Source organism: Sulfitobacter sp. D7 (assembly GCF_003611275.1).
GTDB classification, from domain to species: Bacteria; Pseudomonadota; Alphaproteobacteria; order Rhodobacterales; family Rhodobacteraceae; genus Sulfitobacter; species Sulfitobacter profundi.
This window is the reverse complement of the sequence record NZ_CP020694.1, coordinates 430,423-445,829: the sequence shown is the minus strand read 5'-3', so window position 1 is coordinate 445,829 and position 15,407 is coordinate 430,423. Positions and strand designations below refer to the sequence as shown.

19 protein-coding genes are annotated in these 15,407 nt (G+C 61.7%); 12 read left to right on the top strand and 7 right to left on the bottom strand.

Translation table 11 applies throughout. The features are described 5' to 3' along the window. Positions 1 to 3: 3 nt before the first annotated feature. Positions 4 to 1,275 carry an RsmB/NOP family class I SAM-dependent RNA methyltransferase gene (locus B5M07_RS02165; protein WP_120350033.1) on the bottom strand — a complete coding sequence of 424 codons (1,272 nt, stop codon included), beginning with the start codon at positions 1,273 to 1,275 and terminating at the stop codon, positions 4 to 6. A gap of 199 nt (positions 1,276 to 1,474) precedes the next feature. On the opposite strand from B5M07_RS02165, the gene B5M07_RS02160 reads away from it, so the two are divergent. Beyond that, the gene (locus tag B5M07_RS02160) at positions 1,475 to 1,675 is read left to right on the top strand and encodes a DUF1674 domain-containing protein (RefSeq protein ID WP_120352126.1); all 201 of its coding nucleotides are present in this window, start codon (positions 1,475 to 1,477) and stop codon (positions 1,673 to 1,675) included. A 6-nt stretch (positions 1,676 to 1,681) separates the two neighbouring features. On the opposite strand, the gene B5M07_RS02155 is transcribed toward B5M07_RS02160, so the two are convergent. Together B5M07_RS02155 and dapB are read right to left on the bottom strand one after the other, a co-directional pair. After that, positions 1,682 to 2,041: a dihydrodipicolinate reductase gene (locus B5M07_RS02155; protein ID WP_120350032.1), complete on the bottom strand. Its 360-nt coding sequence runs from the start codon at positions 2,039 to 2,041 to the stop codon at positions 1,682 to 1,684. Positions 2,042 to 2,118: 77 nt separating this feature from the next. Then, positions 2,119 to 2,937: a 4-hydroxy-tetrahydrodipicolinate reductase gene (gene dapB / locus B5M07_RS02150; RefSeq protein WP_120350031.1), complete on the bottom strand. Its 819-nt coding sequence runs from the start codon at positions 2,935 to 2,937 to the stop codon at positions 2,119 to 2,121. A gap of 97 nt (positions 2,938 to 3,034) precedes the next feature. Here dapB and rbfA point away from each other — a divergent pair, with 97 nt between their 5' ends. From rbfA to B5M07_RS02105, 9 genes are all read left to right on the top strand, one after another. Continuing rightward, positions 3,035 to 3,466, top strand: a complete 432-nt coding sequence (gene rbfA, locus B5M07_RS02145) for a 30S ribosome-binding factor RbfA (RefSeq protein ID WP_067626238.1) — start codon at positions 3,035 to 3,037, stop codon at positions 3,464 to 3,466. Then, a complete protein-coding gene (locus tag B5M07_RS02140) occupies positions 3,463 to 4,209 on the top strand; it encodes a phosphodiester glycosidase family protein (RefSeq protein WP_120350030.1) in 747 nt (248 codons plus the stop codon). The genes rbfA and B5M07_RS02140 overlap by 4 nt, the downstream gene beginning before the upstream one ends. 78 nt (positions 4,210 to 4,287) lie before the next feature. Next, positions 4,288 to 5,214: a tRNA pseudouridine(55) synthase TruB gene (gene truB / locus B5M07_RS02135; protein ID WP_120350029.1), complete on the top strand. Its 927-nt coding sequence runs from the start codon at positions 4,288 to 4,290 to the stop codon at positions 5,212 to 5,214. Continuing rightward, positions 5,215 to 5,730 carry a DUF1643 domain-containing protein gene (locus tag B5M07_RS02130; protein ID WP_120350028.1) on the top strand — a complete coding sequence of 172 codons (516 nt, stop codon included), beginning with the start codon at positions 5,215 to 5,217 and terminating at the stop codon, positions 5,728 to 5,730. It abuts the gene before it with no gap. Positions 5,731 to 5,843: 113 nt separating this feature from the next. Continuing rightward, positions 5,844 to 6,782: a calcium-binding protein gene (locus tag B5M07_RS02125; protein ID WP_254693945.1), complete on the top strand. Its 939-nt coding sequence runs from the start codon at positions 5,844 to 5,846 to the stop codon at positions 6,780 to 6,782. 168 nt (positions 6,783 to 6,950) lie between these two features. Further along, positions 6,951 to 7,220: a 30S ribosomal protein S15 gene (gene rpsO / locus B5M07_RS02120; RefSeq protein ID WP_067624299.1), complete on the top strand. Its 270-nt coding sequence runs from the start codon at positions 6,951 to 6,953 to the stop codon at positions 7,218 to 7,220. Between the two features lie 278 nt (positions 7,221 to 7,498). Then, positions 7,499 to 9,640 carry a polyribonucleotide nucleotidyltransferase gene (pnp, locus tag B5M07_RS02115; RefSeq protein WP_120350026.1) on the top strand — a complete coding sequence of 714 codons (2,142 nt, stop codon included), beginning with the start codon at positions 7,499 to 7,501 and terminating at the stop codon, positions 9,638 to 9,640. 61 nt (positions 9,641 to 9,701) lie between these two features. Then, the gene (locus B5M07_RS02110; protein WP_120350025.1) at positions 9,702 to 10,406 is read left to right on the top strand and encodes a glycosyltransferase; all 705 of its coding nucleotides are present in this window, start codon (positions 9,702 to 9,704) and stop codon (positions 10,404 to 10,406) included. 52 nt (positions 10,407 to 10,458) lie between these two features. Then, on the top strand, positions 10,459 to 11,211 hold the full coding sequence (locus B5M07_RS02105; RefSeq protein WP_120350024.1) for a glycosyltransferase family 25 protein: 753 nt from the start codon (positions 10,459 to 10,461) through the stop codon (positions 11,209 to 11,211). Positions 11,212 to 11,218: 7 nt separating this feature from the next. Here B5M07_RS02105 and B5M07_RS02100 read toward each other — a convergent pair whose 3' ends face one another. From B5M07_RS02100 to B5M07_RS02085, 4 genes are all read right to left on the bottom strand, one after another. Beyond that, positions 11,219 to 11,872 carry a peroxiredoxin gene (locus B5M07_RS02100; RefSeq protein WP_067937672.1) on the bottom strand — a complete coding sequence of 218 codons (654 nt, stop codon included), beginning with the start codon at positions 11,870 to 11,872 and terminating at the stop codon, positions 11,219 to 11,221. 183 nt (positions 11,873 to 12,055) lie between these two features. Continuing rightward, the gene (locus B5M07_RS02095) at positions 12,056 to 12,703 is read right to left on the bottom strand and encodes a pseudouridine synthase (RefSeq protein ID WP_120350023.1); all 648 of its coding nucleotides are present in this window, start codon (positions 12,701 to 12,703) and stop codon (positions 12,056 to 12,058) included. 48 nt (positions 12,704 to 12,751) lie between these two features. Continuing rightward, complete coding sequence (locus B5M07_RS02090; protein WP_120352125.1) at positions 12,752 to 13,210, bottom strand: GAF domain-containing protein; 459 nt, start codon at positions 13,208 to 13,210, stop codon at positions 12,752 to 12,754. Positions 13,211 to 13,283: 73 nt separating this feature from the next. Next, positions 13,284 to 14,456 (bottom strand): thiolase family protein, encoded by a 1,173-nt coding sequence (locus tag B5M07_RS02085; protein ID WP_120350022.1) that lies wholly within the window; start codon positions 14,454 to 14,456, stop codon positions 13,284 to 13,286. Positions 14,457 to 14,543: 87 nt separating this feature from the next. Between B5M07_RS02085 and B5M07_RS02080 the strand changes: the two genes are divergently transcribed. Next, positions 14,544 to 14,882, top strand: coding sequence for an STAS domain-containing protein (locus B5M07_RS02080; protein ID WP_120352124.1), 339 nt, complete (start codon positions 14,544 to 14,546; stop codon positions 14,880 to 14,882). A 4-nt stretch (positions 14,883 to 14,886) separates the two neighbouring features. Beyond that, positions 14,887 to 15,351: an ATP-binding protein gene (locus B5M07_RS02075; RefSeq protein ID WP_120350021.1), complete on the top strand. Its 465-nt coding sequence runs from the start codon at positions 14,887 to 14,889 to the stop codon at positions 15,349 to 15,351. Positions 15,352 to 15,407 lie beyond the last annotated feature (56 nt).

Sequence of the window (15,407 nt, the reverse complement as noted above, 5' to 3'; positions counted from 1 at the left end):
GGGTCAGCCCTTCCGCAGACACGCGATATAGAAACCGTCCATCCCGCCTTTGTCAGCCCAAAAGTCAGGACGCAGACGCAACCCGCCCTCTTCGGTGACCCACTCAGCCGCGACCCCCGGCAACTCCAGCGCAGCGCGGTCGACCGTCATGTCGCCGTGCCGTTCCAACGCCTCATCGACCTGCACTTCGCCCTCGTCGGGCAGCAGGCTACAGGTACAGAACACCAGCCGCCCGCCGGGTTTCAGCAGGGTCCATGCGTGGTCGATCAACTCGGATTGCAGTTCAATCAGGTCCCCGAATTCCGAGCCATCCTTGGCATGGGGCAGATCGGGGTGGCGACGGATGGTGCCGGTGGCGGAACAGGGCGCGTCGAGCAGGATCGCGTCGAACGCGCCCTCTACGGCACGGGCGTCCCTGGTGAGCGTCTTGGCCTTAAGCCCCACGCGGGCAAGGTTTTCCTTCACCCGCTGCATCCGTGGATGCGATTGGTCAACGGCAGTGACAACGGCCCCCGCAGCGGCAAGCTGCATGGTCTTGCCCCCCGGCGCGGCGCAGAGGTCGAGCACGGTTTCACCTTCCGTCGGGGCCAGCACCCGCACCGGGATCGCAGCGGCGGCATCCTGCACCCACCAGTCACCTTCGGCAAAGCCGGGCATGGTGGAGACCTGCCCTGCGTTCATTACGCGCACCGATCCTGTCGGCAAGAGCGTGCCGCCCACGGCCTCGGCCAAGGCGGCCGGATCACCCTTGGCGGTCAGATCCAGCGGTGCGCCCGCGAAATGCGCCTCTTCCATCTTGGCGATGGCGTCGGTGCCCCAAGCCTCGGCCAGTGGACCGCGCAGCCATTTGGGCAAGCGCGGTGCGCGCAGGGCGCCCCAAGCCTCAGGCCCCTGTGCGGCGATCTTGCGCAGCACGGCGTTGGTCAGCCCCTTGAGATGGCTCAGCGTGCGATGCTGCGACACGAGATTGACCATCGTGTTCACGACCCCATGCGCCGCGCCGCCCTGACACAGCTCAATCGTGCCGACGCGCAGCACGTTGCGCACGGTCAACGGCGGGGCCTTTTGCAGATGTTTTTGCAACAGCCGGTCGGCACGCTCCAACCCGCGTAGCGTGTCCTGTGCCAGACGTTGTGCCCGCGCCCGGTCATCGGGGGGCAGCTTGTCCAACGCGCCGGAGGCGAGCAGTTCCGACATCAGTCGCGGCTCTTCGCCCAAAATCTGATCCAGCAGATATACCGCGCTTCTGCGGGCCTGAACGCCTGTGTCTGCCATGGTCATGTCCTATCTGGGTCTCGCTTGAGGGGTTGCCGGGTTGTCTGGGCCAGCGCGCGACGTATATCAAGGGAGAACTTGGCTCAAGAGGACCATGATGCCCGATCAACGCCCCATTCCCGACAGCAAACCCGGCCCTGACCCAACCCCTAGCCCCGCGCCGGACCTGCCACCGCAGCCCAAACCGGGGCCAAAGCCGATCCCCGACACGCCGCATGACCCGACGCCGCAGCCCGGCCCCGATCTGCCTGCCGCCGCACAGCGCGCGCTGGCCGAGGCCGCCGCGCGCCGCAAGACCGCAGCCGCGCTGGACCTGCCCGCTGAACTGGGCGGGCGCGATGGGCCGGAGCCGGTGCGCTATGGCGATTGGGAGAAAAAAGGCATCGCCGTCGATTTCTAAGCGGCCTTAGCGCAGGGTCAGCACCGCCGACTCGCCCGCACCCTTGTCAGAGGTGAAGCGGAGTTTCGCGCCATCGCGCATCACGACTTGGCAATTATAGCCCAAATCCTTGCCGCCCCAAACCAGCGTGCGGCAGAAATAGCCGTCTTTCCACGACCAACTGCCGGTGATCTGCCAAGCGGCCCCCTTGCCAGCGATGGCCCCGCCGGGGGTCACCTGCAGATTGACGAGCGGACGGGTCAGCCTTTTGCCATTCACTGCCGCGACAAAATCTGACTTGCTCTGAATACGGGCATACTCCGCCGCCGCGGGCAGGCCGCTTAGCGCCAGCACCGCAGTCGCGGCGAGTGCAAAGGTAATCCTCATCGAAACCTCCCTTGGTGAATTGCCTTTAGCATTCACGTAAGCAAAAGAGGTAAAGTTTCAGATAATCTGCATCTGGTTCAGCGTTTCAGGCCCAGCACATCAAGCATGTCATATTCGCCCGGCGTCTGCCCCTGCCCCCAAAGCGCGGCCTTCAGCGCGCCCCGCGCAAAGAGCGCCCGGTCGGAAGCGATGTGGCGCAGGATGATCCGCTCCCCGGCGGCGGCGAACATCACGTCATGCTCCCCCACGATGTCACCGCCCCGGATCGCGGTGAAACCGATATCGCCCTGCTGCCGCGCGCCGGTGATCCCATCGCGGCCCCGGTCTGACACATCAGCCAGCTTTACGCCGCGCCCTTCGGCGGCGGCTTCGCCCAGCATCAGAGCCGTGCCAGAGGGGGCATCGACTTTCTGGTTGTGGTGCGATTCGATGATCTCAATGTCGTAATCCACGTCCAGTGCAGCGGCGACCTGACGGGTGAGCTGTGTCAGCAGGTTCACGCCAAGGCTCATATTGCCTGCACGGATGATAATGGCCCCCTGTTCGGCGGCTGGGGCAAGCTGCGCGATTTCCTCATCGGTCATCCCGGTGGTGCCGATGACATGCACGATCCCGGCCTTCGCAGCCGCAGCGGCAAAGGCGATCGTGGCTTGGGGCGCGGTGAAGTCGATCACGGCCTGCACCTTGGCAAACGCCTCAGCGGCATCATCGGTCACGGTGACGCCCAGCGCCGCACCACCCATCGCCTCGCCCACATCGCGCCCCACCCAATCATGACCCGTCCGCTCTACCGCTGCGGCCAGATGCATCTTGTCGCTGGCGGTGATCTCACGGATCAACATTTGGCCCATGCGGCCAGAGGCGCCTGTAACGGCGATGCCGGGGGTCTGTGTCATGAGGTAACTCCTGCGGTTCGGGGGCATGAATGGCTCGGCTGGTTTAGCCCGTCGGCGAGCGCTTGGCAAAGTGCAACCGAAGCCTTAGATGGGGTTCATGGCAAAGAACAAGTTTCATGAGGGCGCAGGCCCGTCGCAACGACAACTCCGCGTGGGCGAAACCGTCCGCCGCGCCTTGTCTGATGTTCTCGCACGTGGGGACGTGCATGACACCGATCTCAACCGGCTGTCGATCACCGTGGGCGAGGTGCGCATCTCTCCTGATCTCAAGATCGCAACGGCCTATGTGCTGCCGCTGGGCGGTGAAGGTCAGGATGAGGTGCTCAAACTGCTGGCGCGCAATAAGAACGAATTGCGCCGGCAAGTGGCTAAGAAACTCACGCTCAAGTTCTCTCCTGATCTGCGGTTCCAATTGGATCGGACATTCGACCGGATGGACGACACGCGCCGGATGCTGAACCAAGATGTGGTGCGCCGCGATGCGGACGCGCCAGACGATGACGCTGCAGACAGCGCGCCGGATCAGTGATCCGCGCCGGTCTGATCGCAATGGCGCTGATCGCGCTGAAAGGCACGCCTTCGGACGCTGCTGAATGCCGCAACATCACGTTCGACGGCAGCTCCTACACCGTTTGCGAGGTCGATCTGGAGCGTGACGATCTGCGGCTCTTTCTCAACGATGACGCAGGCGCGCCCTATGGGTTCTTCGGCTCGCTTGATGAAGCGCTGAAAGCGCAAGGCCTCCGGCTCGGCTTTGCCATGAACGCGGGCATGTACCACGAGGATCGCTCTCCGGTCGGACATTACATCGAAGAGGGTGTCGAGGCGCGCGGCGTGATCGACAGCGCAGGGCCCGGCAACTTTGGTTTGCTGCCCAATGGCGTCTTCTGCCTGCGCGATGGCCGCGCCGATGTGATCGAGACCAAGCGCTATCTTAGGAACAGGCCCGCCTGCCGCTTTGCCACGCAATCCGGCCCGATGTTGGTAATCGATGGCGCTTTGCATCCGCGGTTTTTGCCCGACAGCACCTCGCGCTATATCCGCAATGGGGTTGGTACCAGCACCGATGGCAAACGCGCGGTCTTTGCGATTTCCAATGACGTGGTCACCTTTCATGAGTTTGCCCGGCTCTACCGGGATGAGCTGGACCTGCCTAACGCGCTGTATTTCGACGGCAATATCTCGCGCCTGCGGGCGCCGGGATTGCGCCGCACCGGGGCGGGGTTCACCACGCTGGGGCCGATCGTCGGCATCGTCACGCCTGCAAAGTGACCTTTTCCCCGCTTGGGGGCTGGGCAGCGCGGCATGGCTCCGTTAGAGGGCAGCACCACAAAGGCGAAGGGGCAAGACATGGCACGCAAACGCAAGGGTCGCGATATTTCAGGCTGGCTGGTGGTGGACAAACCCGCCGGGCCGACATCGACCGCCGTGGTCAACAAGGTCCGCTGGGCGCTGGAGGCCAAAAAGGCGGGCCACGCGGGCACGCTGGACCCCGAAGCCACAGGTGTTCTGGCCATCGCCTTGGGCGAAGCGACCAAGACCGTGCCCTACATTATCGACGCGCTTAAAGCCTATGAGTTCACTGTGCGTTTGGGGATTTCCACTAACACCGACGACGCCGAGGGCGAGGTCATCGGCACTTCCGATCTGCGCCCTGACGATGCGGCGATTAAGGATGTGCTGAGCGATTTCATCGGGGATATCCAACAAGTCCCGCCGCAGTTCTCCGCCGTGAAAATCGATGGCCAGCGCGCCTACAAACGCGCCCGCGACGGCGAAGAGATGGACATCGCCGCGCGCGCGCTCTGGGTGGAAAGCCTGCTGCTGCTTGATCGGCCTGATGCCGATCACGTCACGCTTGAGATGGTCTGCGGCAAGGGTGGCTATGTCCGCTCCATCGCCCGCGATCTGGGGCAGAAGCTTGGCTGCCTCGGCCACGTCCGCGAGCTGCGCCGTACCTGGTCTGGCCCGTTTGAGGCCGCGAATGCCCTGACACTGGCACAGATCGACGAGATCGCCCGCACGCCAGAACTCGACACGCATCTGCTGCCGCTGGCCGAAGGCTTGACGGAACTGCCCGAGGTCAAAGCCACTCCCGAAGGCGCGACGCGTCTGCGCAATGGCAACCCCGGCATGGTGATCGCCCATGACGTGGAATATGGCGATGAATGCTGGGCCTCGCTGGATGGCCAGCCCGTCGCCGTGGGCCGCTTCAAGGCAGGCGAGTTGCACCCCAGCCGGGTGTTCAACCTATCTTCGGACACCAACGAGGGCTGAATGGCCCTCATCACCCGCAGCCATACCAAGGGCGATGCGCCCTCAACCGCCGTCTACTCCCCCTGTGAGCTGTATCGCTACAGCCTCACACGGGTCTGGGACAGCGCCGCGCCGCGGGTGATGTTTGTGATGCTGAACCCCTCCACCGCGACCGAGGTGCAGAACGATCCCACCGTCGAGCGTTGCGAGCGCCGGGCGCGGGTGCTGGGCTTTGGCGGTTTCCGGGTGACCAATATCTTTGCCTTCCGCGCCACCGATCCGCGCGACATGCGCGCGGCGGTTGATCCCATCGGCCCCGAGAATGACGCCACGCTTATCGAGGGGGCCGGTTGGGCTGACCGGATCATCGCCGCTTGGGGCGTGCATGGCGCACATCTGGACCGGGGTTTGGCCGTCGCCGCTCGGTTGGCGCGGGGGGATAAACCGCTTTACCACCTTGGTCTCTCCAAAGCTGGCCACCCGCGCCATCCGCTTTACCTGCCCTATACCCAGGAGCCGGTTTTGTGGCAGCCCTAGCGCACTGCGCTAGCAACCACGCGTTAACCATTCTCCGTCTATTCCTTTGATTTTAAAGCCGCGCCATGGCCTTTTAAGGGTGGGATGATGTGTCGGGCACTAGGCAATGAACGGTGGAACTGCGGATGCTGTGGCTGGCTGGAATGATGGGATTAATGGCGGTTGGCGCTGTCACATTTGTGGAAATCGAAACACCGTCAGAGGATGATACGCCTGAAGCCGACACCCCGCGCGGCGGCAGCGCTACTTTGGGGGACATCCTTACCGGCAGCGATGCCGGTGAGGCGGTGCAGGGCGGTAGCGGCGAGGACCAACTTGGCGGCTACGGCGGGAATGATCTGCTGAATGGTGCTGCTGGCAATGATGATCTGCACGGCCATGACGGCAATGACACGCTGCACGGCGACGAAGGTAACGACAGCCTGCACGGCAATGACGGTGATGATGACCTTTTCGGCGGCGCGGGCAACGACAGCCTTTTTGGCCACAATGGCGATGACTTTCTCTATGGCGGCGCGTGTGATGACGCGCTGCAAGGCTCTGCGGGTGATGACCTGCTGAATGGCGACGCAGGAAACGACGCACTCCAAGGCGGGCTTGGCGATGATGCGCTGCGGGGTGGCAACGACGAAGATACGCTTTTTGGCGGCTGGGGGGATGACACGCTTACCGGGGCGGATGACGAGCAGAGCCGCGACTACCTTAATGGCGGCGGCGGGGATGACCTGATTGTCGCAGGCGCGCAGGACGTTGTGACGTCAGGCGAAGGTACGGATCAAATTGTTTTGGGGGATTGGATTACCGAGCAGGGCGCGGCACAGATCATGGACTATCACGCACAGAATGATTCGCTTTTGTTTGTCTGGGATGACAGCACCGCCACCGGGTCAGAGCCGCCCCTTTCCATCCTTCCCGATCCCGACCAACCGAACCAGACGCTCGTCCTGCTGGATGACATCATCGTCGCGCGGGTCGCCGGAGATAGTGTCGCGCTGGAAGATATTGCTCTGATCCCGCTCAGCGCGGCCCTTGCACTTGTTCCTGCCGCGTGACGCATGCAACCGCCGCCGCACAAATCACCCTTTGCCAAAGGCGCAAATTCGCCCTATACGCCCCCATCGCCTGCTGATTCCGTCAGCGGGTGATATCTCCATGGGCCTGAGCTGGACGACATCCCGGCCTGCGCCATCCATTTAAACTCTTTTCGAAAGGAGACCCCGATGTCGATTACTGCTGAAGAAAAAGCAAAAGTCATGAAAGATTTCGGCACCAAAGAAGGCGACACAGGTTCGCCCGAAGTACAGGTTGCCATTCTGACCTCGCGCATCGTCACGCTGACCGAGCACTTCAAGACCCACAAAAAAGACAACCACGGCCGCCGTGGTCTTTTGAAAATGGTCGCGACGCGCCGCAAGCTGCTGGATTACGTTAAGGCCAAAGATGAGTCCCGTTATCAGGACCTCATCAAGCGTCTGGGCCTGCGCCGCTAAGCGCACGCCACCGGGTTACCCGGTGACAGAACTGATAAAACCTCCCGGCCCGCGCCGGGAGGTTTTTTTGTGCGCGCAGCCTGCACGATAGCGCAGCGGAAAGAACCCGCCGCTTATAGCTCTGCCACGATAGAACGCTTCCCATTTGCCTTGAAAACCTGTATGTCCGCGCAATCTGAAATCCGGCGCGCGGACTCCTGCGCCTGAAAAAGAAGATACCGGAGTCAGGGGCAATACGGCCCCTATGCAATGGCCAATGGGCCAAAAAGGAAACGTAGATGTTTAATGTAACGAAAAAATCGATCCAGTGGGGCGAAGAGACGCTGACACTGGAAACCGGTAAGGTTGCCCGTCAGGCGGACGGGTCGGTGATTGCCACGCTGGGGGAAACCAGCGTTATGGCCAACGTGACGTACGCACGTCAGCAAAAGCCGGGCCAGGACTTCTTCCCCCTGACCGTGCACTACCAAGAGAAATATTATGCCGCCGGTAAAGTACCGGGTGGCTTCTTCAAGCGTGAGGCCCGCCCCACCGAGAAAGAGACCCTGACCGCGCGTCTGATCGACCGTCCGATCCGCCCGCTCTTTGTCCCCGGCTTCAAAAACGAAGTTCTGGTGATGTGCACCGTGCTGAGCCACGATCTGGTCAACGACCCCGATATGGTCGCCATGATCGCCGCTTCCGCCGCGCTGACGATCTCCGGCGCGCCGTTCCGTGGCCCGATCGCTGGCTGCCGCGTGGGCTATGAGGATGGCGATTACATCCTGAACCCAACAATCGACGACATGCAGGACCTGCGCCTGAACCCCGAGCAGCGCCTCGATCTGGTTGTCGCCGGCACCAAAGACGCCGTGATGATGGTCGAATCCGAAGCCTATGAGCTGTCGGAAGAGGAAATGCTGGGCGCCGTTAAGTTCGCCCATGAGCAGATCCAGCCGGTGATCGACCTGATCATCGATCTGGCCGAAGACGCCGCGAAAGAGCCGTTTGACTTCCAGCCCGACGACTACTCTGATCTGTCCGCCGCTGTAAAAGCTGCCGGTGAAGACGAAATGCGTGCCGCATTCGCCATCGCCGACAAGCAAGAGCGCACCGCCGCTGTTGCCGCCGCCCGCGAGACGATCAAAGGCAAGCTCAGCGAAGAGCAGCTGGAGGACAAGAACCTCGGCTCCGCGATGAAGGGCCTTGAGGCCAGCATCCTGCGCGGCGACGTGGTGAAAACCGGCAAGCGTATCGACGGTCGTCGCACCGACGAAATCCGCGATATCGTGGCAGAAACCGGCATCCTGCCGCGGACCCACGGCTCGGCGCTCTTCACCCGTGGTGAAACGCAAGGTCTCGTCGTGACCACGCTCGGCACCGGCGACGATGAGCAGTTCATCGACGCGCTGCACGGCAACTTCAAATCGAACTTCCTGCTGCACTATAACTTCCCCCCCTACTCGGTTGGTGAAGTTGGTCGCGTGGGCCCTCCCGGCCGTCGTGAAGTTGGCCACGGTAAGCTCGCTTGGCGTGCCTTGCAGGCGGTTCTGCCCGCAGCCACAGACTTCCCCTACACCATCCGTCTCGTGTCCGAGATCACCGAATCCAACGGCTCCTCGTCGATGGCATCGGTCTGCGGTGGTTCGCTGTCCATGATGGACGCAGGCGTGCCGCTGAAATCGGCTGTGGCCGGTGTGGCGATGGGCCTGATCCTCGAAGATGACGGCTCCTACGCGATCCTGTCGGACATCCTGGGTGACGAAGACCACCTCGGCGACATGGACTTCAAAGTGGCCGGTACCGAAGCGGGCATCACCTCGCTGCAGATGGACATCAAGGTCGCAGGCATCACGCCCGAGATCATGGAAAAAGCCTTGGCTCAGGCCAAAGAAGGCCGTATCCACATCCTTGGCGAGATGAACAAAGCGATCTCCGGCGCAGCGGACTTCTCCGTGCACGCACCGCGCATCGAGACCATGCAGATCCCCACCGACAAGATCCGTGAAGTGATCGGGTCCGGCGGCAAGGTGATCCGCGAGATCGTCGAAGTCTCTGGCGCCAAGGTCGACATCAACGACGAAGGCATCATCAAGATCGCCAGCGCCAATGGCGACGCCATCAAAAAGGCCTACGACATGATCTATTCGATCGTGGCAGAGCCCGAAGAGGGCGCGGTCTACACCGGCACCGTCGTGAAGATCGTCGATTTCGGCGCCTTCGTGAACTTCTTTGGCAAGCGCGACGGTCTGGTACACGTGTCTCAGATCGAAAACCGCCGCCTGAACCACCCTTCGGACGTTCTGAAGGAAGGTCAGGAAGTGAAAGTGAAGCTTCTGGGCTTTGACGATCGCGGCAAGGTGCGCCTGTCGATGAAAGTCGTCGATCAGGAAACTGGTGAAGAAGTCGCTGCCGAGAAGAAAGAACCGGCAGAAGGTTGATTAAAACCTGCTGCGGACCCTCACCAGGGTCCGCAGTTTTTCCCGCAGGGCAGTACAAGACATGAGCGCAGAGAATCTGGTCACGATTTGCATCACCATGGGGCTGCGCCCCGATGTCCTGCAACAAACGCTCGAAAGCCTCGGCCCGGAACTGCGTAAGCTCCCCATCATTGGCATCAACGACTTTGGCGATGCCGAAACAAGCGCGGTCTTCGACCGTCTCTGCCCCCACGGCCAACGCATTGATCTGGGCAAACAGGTCGGACACCACCCCGCCGTTGACGCCATGTATGCCAAGGTGCGCACGCCTTATGTCTTTCACATGGAAGACGACTGGGAATTCACCCGCCACGATTTTTTAGATGACGCCCTGCGCCTGCTAGAGGCACATCCCGATATTTCCTCGGTCTGTTTCCGCGACACCGATAACTTCTTCATCGAAGACGCGGCCCGCGCCCAGATCGTCAAGGAGGACTGTGCAGGCGTCTCCTACGCGCGCATGGATGCTCTCAGCCCTAAATGGTATGGCTATACGTTCAACCCGCATCTTGCCCCCCTCTCCCTCTGGAAAGAGGTTGGCGGCTTCAGCGGTTTCAAACGTGAAAGCCATATTTCGCGTCACCTGCGCAAACAGGGTAAATTTACGGCCTTTCTGAAACCCGGCGCTTGCCAGCACATCGGGTTTGTCAGCGTCGCCCACAAACCGCCTTCCGCCTTCAAACGATTCAAAAACTGGCTGCGCGGTCGACCCACCCCCAAAGTTTAACCCGTAAGAACCTGTTGCCGTCCCCCGGGCCGACAGGGATGAGGTCAAATCCATGCCGCAGCGCCCCAAGGGATTCGTCATCAATCTCGCCGCCTCCCCCCAACGGCTGGACAGCGCGAAGGCCGAACTGGACGGGGCGCAAGTCGACCCGATCCGCGTAGACGCATTTGACGGGCGTGAAATCGACCTCGCGCAGTTCGCGCCCTATGATGATAGCAAAGCCCGACGGTTCATGGGCCGCTCGATGACCCAAGGTGAGGTCGGATGCTACGTCTCCCACCAGCGCGCCGCCACGGCCTTTCTAGAAAGCGGCGATGAGATCGGCTTCGTTTTCGAAGATGATATCGCCCTGCAGCCTGATTTCAAAACTGCCGTGCCGCAACTGATAAAATGGCTCCGCGCCCGCGACGATTGGCACTGCGTCAACTTAGGCGCAACGCGCTTGAAGATCACCAGTCCCATGGCCAAGGTCGCAGGCATTGAGGTGCTCCGCGCCCACTATTTCCCCATGCTCGCCCATGCGCTGATCTGGAACCGCGCCGGAGCCAATGCCTTCCTTGCCGCCTCCGAGCCTATTTTCTGCCCCGCAGACAATATGTTAAGACAAGTCCTCACACGTTCCGACATGGGGCTGGCAACCGCCCAAAGCCTCGTGACCGCTGGGCGGTTCGACAGTGACATTTCCGCCCGTTCAGGCGGAAACCGAGGTCAGTTCCGCCGATCGCCGCTCTATGGCCTGCGCAAACAGCGCCGCTTGCTGCATGAAAAAGCGATGGCCTTCGCGCATAAGCTCGGCCATCGCTAACAGCGCATCAACCCGGCAGCTTGGCCTTACGCAGATAGGGCAACACAGTCTCAAACGCCCCGAACTTCGCCTTGGCGTCCTCGTCTGACACGGTCGCGGGAATGATCACATCCTCGCCCACCTGCCAATCCGCCGGCGTTGCGACGCCATTCTTGCCGGCAGTCTGCAACCCATCCAGCGCCCGCAGGACCTCGGCAAAGTTGCGGCCCACGTTCATCGGGTAGGTCATGCTCAGCTTCAACTGCTTATCCGGCGAAATGATAAAGACCGAGCGTACAGTGGCACTGTCATTGGGCGTGCGACCATCAGGCATATAGGCTTCGGCGGGCAGCATATCAAAAGCCTTCGACACCTCGAGCCCTGCGTCAGCGATAATCGGGAAACCGGCCTTTGTGCCCGCAACCTTCTCAATATCGCCCTTCCACTTTTTATGCTCTTCCACCCCGTCAACACTCACGCCGATCACCTTGGTGCCGCGCTTTTCCCACTCATCGGAGAGCCGCGCCACGGCGCCGAATTCGGTCGTGCAAACGGGGGTGAAATCCTTCGGATGCGAGAACAGGATCGCCCAGCTGTCACCGACGAACTCATGCAGCGAAAAACTGCCCTGATCGGTTTCGACGGTAAGGTCGGGAATAGTGTCGTTGATACGCAAGCCCATGATATCCTCCGGGTCAATCTGTGAACAGATAGGCTAGAGGTAATCGCAAACCCCGCCATTTTCACCCCCCGATTGCCACAAAGCAAAACTTCACCGCAGCGCCACGGCCCCCTTCTCCTTCATCCTTTCTTAAATACCGATCCCGCCCCGCCTCACATCGAAAGGCTGGGCACGGAGCGCCCTTCAGAACGGCGCCTTCGCCCGGACCTTGGTCGATGCCCCGCCCTGCGGATGGTTAAACCGCAACTCTTCACTGTGCAGCATCAACCGAGGAAAATCTCGCGCAGGCCCGGTGGCATAGAACGGATCGCCCAGAATAGGATGCCCAAGCGCCAGCATATGCACGCGCAGCTGGTGGCTGCGTCCTGTTTTGGGGAACAGGCGCATGCGCGCGGTCTCGCCATCGGACTTGATCTTTTTCCAGTCGGTCTGCGCGGGCTTGCCGGTCTCATGACACACCATCTGCAGCGGACGATTGGGCCAATCAACGATCAGCGGCAGATCGACCGTGCCGGACTTCTCTTCCGGCACACCCCAGACCCGAGCAACATAGGTTTTTCGCGTCATGCGTTTTTCAAACTGCAGCCCAAGATGGCGCTGTGCATGGGGTGTCATCGCAAAGATCATCACGCCCGAGGTGTCCCGATCCAACCGATGCACCAGCAACGCCTCGGGAAAGACCGCCTGCACCCGCGCGATCAGGCAATCAGCCAGATGCTCGCCTTTGCCGGGCACGCTCAGCAAACCGGAGGGCTTATCGACCAGCAAAACTTCGGCGTCTTCATGCAGAATGACCAGCGGGTCCTGCGGCGGGTTATATTCGCTATCCATGGTTCCCCCTCGCAGATGCCGCCCCGCGGATCAAGCGGCGCGTGGCGGTCAGGCGACCGCAGCGAAACTGTCTTTGAGGATCGCGGCCAATGCAACGGCATCCGCTTGGGTGAATGCATTGGGCTGGTCGCTGTCGATATCAAAGACCCCCAGCAATTCCCCCGCGCCGTTCCAGACCGGCAGCACCAATTCCGACCGCGTCGACGAGGCGCAGGCGATATGGCCCGGGAAGGCATCGACATCTTCCACCAATTGCACCTCGCCCGTGCGGGCCGCAGCCCCGCAGACCCCGCGCGAAAACGGGATCACCAAACAGCCGTGTCCGCCTTGATAGGGCCCGATCTTAAGCAACTCAGGCGCGGTGACACGGTAGAACCCGGTCCAGTCGAACCGGTCATCTGCGTGATGTACCTCGCAGGCGATGGTGGCCATCAGCGCCACGGCATCGTCTTCGCCCTCCGTCAGAGCGGCAATGGTTTTCGATAGGGTTTGGTAGTCGACTGTCATGGAAAAACTCATATTGCAGATAGAGAAAGGGAGGCAGCCCGCCCCCCTTTGGATACGTCAAAAAGCCGTGGGATCAGGGGCGTTCAATCGCGATGGCCGTGCCTTCGCCGCCGCCGATGCAGATCGCCGCGACACCGCGCTTCAACCCGCGCTTTTCCAGTGCGTTCAACAGGGTCACCATGATCCGCGCGCCTGAGGCACCGATGGGATGGCCAAGCGCACAGGCGCCGCCGTTGACGTTCACGATGTCATGCGAGAGGTCCATTTCATGCATGAAGGCCAGCGGCACCACGGCGAAGGCTTCATTGACCTCCCACAGGTCCACGTCTTCTTTTTTCCAGCCGATCCGCTCCAGCAGTTTCTGCGCTGCGGGCACGGGTGCGGTGGTGAAAAGCCCCGGCGCTTGGGCGTGGCTGGCATGGCCGACGATCCGAGCGCGGATGGTCTGGCCGCGGGTCTTGGCTGTCTCCTCATCCGCCAGCACCAGCGCCGCCGCCCCGTCGGAGATCGACGAGGAATTCGCCGCCGTCACCGTACCCCCCTCACGGAAGGCTGGTTTTAACTGAGGGATCTTCTCGGGCCGGGCGCTGGCAGGCTGCTCATCCGCGCCGACCGTGGTGCTGCCCTTGCGCGATGTCACCTCAACCGGGGCGATTTCATCGGCAAAGGCACCGCCCTCTTGGGCCTCAATCGCCCGCGACAGCGACGCCAGTGCATAGTTGTCTTGGGTCTCACGGGTAAACTGAAACCGCTCGGCGCAATCTTCGGCAAAGGTGCCCATCAGACGGCCTTTGTCATAGGCGTCTTCCAAGCCATCAAGGAACATATGGTCGATCACCTGCCCATGGCCCAACCGCGCCCCGCCGCGCATTTTCGGCAGCACATAGGGCGCGTTGGTCATGCTCTCCATGCCGCCCGCGACCATCACATCGGTATGGCCAAGCGCGATTTGGTCAAAGGCCATCATCGCCGCTTTCATGCCAGAGCCGCACATTTTGTTAAGCGTAGTGGCGGGCACTTCTTCGCCCAGACCTGCCTTGAACCCGGCCTGACGCGCGGGCGCTTGGCCCTGCCCTGCGGGCAAAACACAGCCCATCAGCAGCTCCTGCACCTCGGCGGGATCCGTCGTTCCCAACGCCGCCTTGATCGCACTGCCGCCCAATTCCGCGGCTGTCAGCCCTTGGAAAGCCCCTTGAAAACCGCCCATCGGGGTTCTGGCTGCACCGGTTATCACGACATTGCGCATCACGTTCTCCTAGAGTTGCACCGCACACCAGTTGGTAAGGTTTTACGGTTAATCACGTCTCGAACTTCAAAGTCTCGAGGCATGTTTATGGAAGTTTCCGCCAAAACAGAAGACCGCTTTTGCGTGGTCAGCGTGCTGCACGAACGGATCGACGCCGCCGCCGCGCTGGAGTTCAAGGACGCGGTGCGCCGCGCCACCACCCAAGCGCCATCGGTGGTGATCCTTGACCTGCACCGGGTCAACTTCATCGATTCCAGCGGGCTGGGCGCGATCGTGGCGGCGATGAAACATCTGGCACCGCAGCGGGCCTTGGTGCTGGCCGGGCTAACTCCGGCGGTGGAAAAGGTCTTTACCCTTACCCGGATGGACACGGTCTTTGGCATTTTTCACACGCTGGACGCCGCCCTCAGCGCGCACCGGGGATAGTGCCATGCGGCAGCCCGCCGCGCGCTCTGCGCTTTGCCCGTTTGAGATCACCGTTCACAGCGGCCCCCACGCCGCGCGGGAGGCTCTGACGCTTTTGCTGGACGGTCTCACTTGCCTCGCGCTTGAGGCCAAAGAGGTCTGCGTGGTGCGATTGGTCGTCGCCGAAATGCTCAACAATATCGTCGAACATGCCTATTCGGATGCCGACCTTCCCGGCCCCATCCATATTGCTTGTCATCATGCGCCCGATGGCCTGCACCTTGCCGTGTCGGACGAGGGGCTGCCGATGCCCGATTTGCAAGCGCCCTTGGGCCTGCCGCAAGAGATCGACCGCCCGGTCTGCGATCTTCCCGAAGGGGGCTTTGGCTGGTTTCTGATCCGCGATCTGGCAAAGGACTTAAGTTATCGCCGCCTGGCCCAAAAAAACCGGATCGACCTGCGGCTCCCGGTCGGGTTGCCGCCGCGTTAACCCCTGCGGCAGTGCAGCAGGCAGATTTCGCAAAACGGCCCCGCTCGGATCACAAT

Excerpts from the sequence above, each read along its gene's own strand:
- B5M07_RS02165 (WP_120350033.1), bottom strand. The coding sequence starts at position 1,275 with ATGGCAGACACAGGCGTTCAGGCCCGCAGAAGCGCGGTATATCTGCTG.
- B5M07_RS02155 (WP_120350032.1), bottom strand. The coding sequence starts at position 2,041 with ATGAGGATTACCTTTGCACTCGCCGCGACTGCGGTGCTGGCGCTAAGC.
- dapB (WP_120350031.1), bottom strand. The coding sequence starts at position 2,937 with ATGACACAGACCCCCGGCATCGCCGTTACAGGCGCCTCTGGCCGCATG.
- rbfA (WP_067626238.1), top strand. The coding sequence starts at position 3,035 with ATGGCAAAGAACAAGTTTCATGAGGGCGCAGGCCCGTCGCAACGACAA.
- truB (WP_120350029.1), top strand. The coding sequence starts at position 4,288 with ATGGCACGCAAACGCAAGGGTCGCGATATTTCAGGCTGGCTGGTGGTG.
- B5M07_RS02130 (WP_120350028.1), top strand. The coding sequence starts at position 5,215 with ATGGCCCTCATCACCCGCAGCCATACCAAGGGCGATGCGCCCTCAACC.
- rpsO (WP_067624299.1), top strand. The coding sequence starts at position 6,951 with ATGTCGATTACTGCTGAAGAAAAAGCAAAAGTCATGAAAGATTTCGGC.
- pnp (WP_120350026.1), top strand. The coding sequence starts at position 7,499 with ATGTTTAATGTAACGAAAAAATCGATCCAGTGGGGCGAAGAGACGCTG.
- B5M07_RS02110 (WP_120350025.1), top strand. The coding sequence starts at position 9,702 with ATGAGCGCAGAGAATCTGGTCACGATTTGCATCACCATGGGGCTGCGC.
- B5M07_RS02105 (WP_120350024.1), top strand. The coding sequence starts at position 10,459 with ATGCCGCAGCGCCCCAAGGGATTCGTCATCAATCTCGCCGCCTCCCCC.
- B5M07_RS02100 (WP_067937672.1), bottom strand. The coding sequence starts at position 11,872 with ATGGGCTTGCGTATCAACGACACTATTCCCGACCTTACCGTCGAAACC.
- B5M07_RS02095 (WP_120350023.1), bottom strand. The coding sequence starts at position 12,703 with ATGGATAGCGAATATAACCCGCCGCAGGACCCGCTGGTCATTCTGCAT.
- B5M07_RS02090 (WP_120352125.1), bottom strand. The coding sequence starts at position 13,210 with ATGACAGTCGACTACCAAACCCTATCGAAAACCATTGCCGCTCTGACG.
- B5M07_RS02085 (WP_120350022.1), bottom strand. The coding sequence starts at position 14,456 with ATGCGCAATGTCGTGATAACCGGTGCAGCCAGAACCCCGATGGGCGGT.
- B5M07_RS02080 (WP_120352124.1), top strand. The coding sequence starts at position 14,544 with ATGGAAGTTTCCGCCAAAACAGAAGACCGCTTTTGCGTGGTCAGCGTG.
- B5M07_RS02075 (WP_120350021.1), top strand. The coding sequence starts at position 14,887 with ATGCGGCAGCCCGCCGCGCGCTCTGCGCTTTGCCCGTTTGAGATCACC.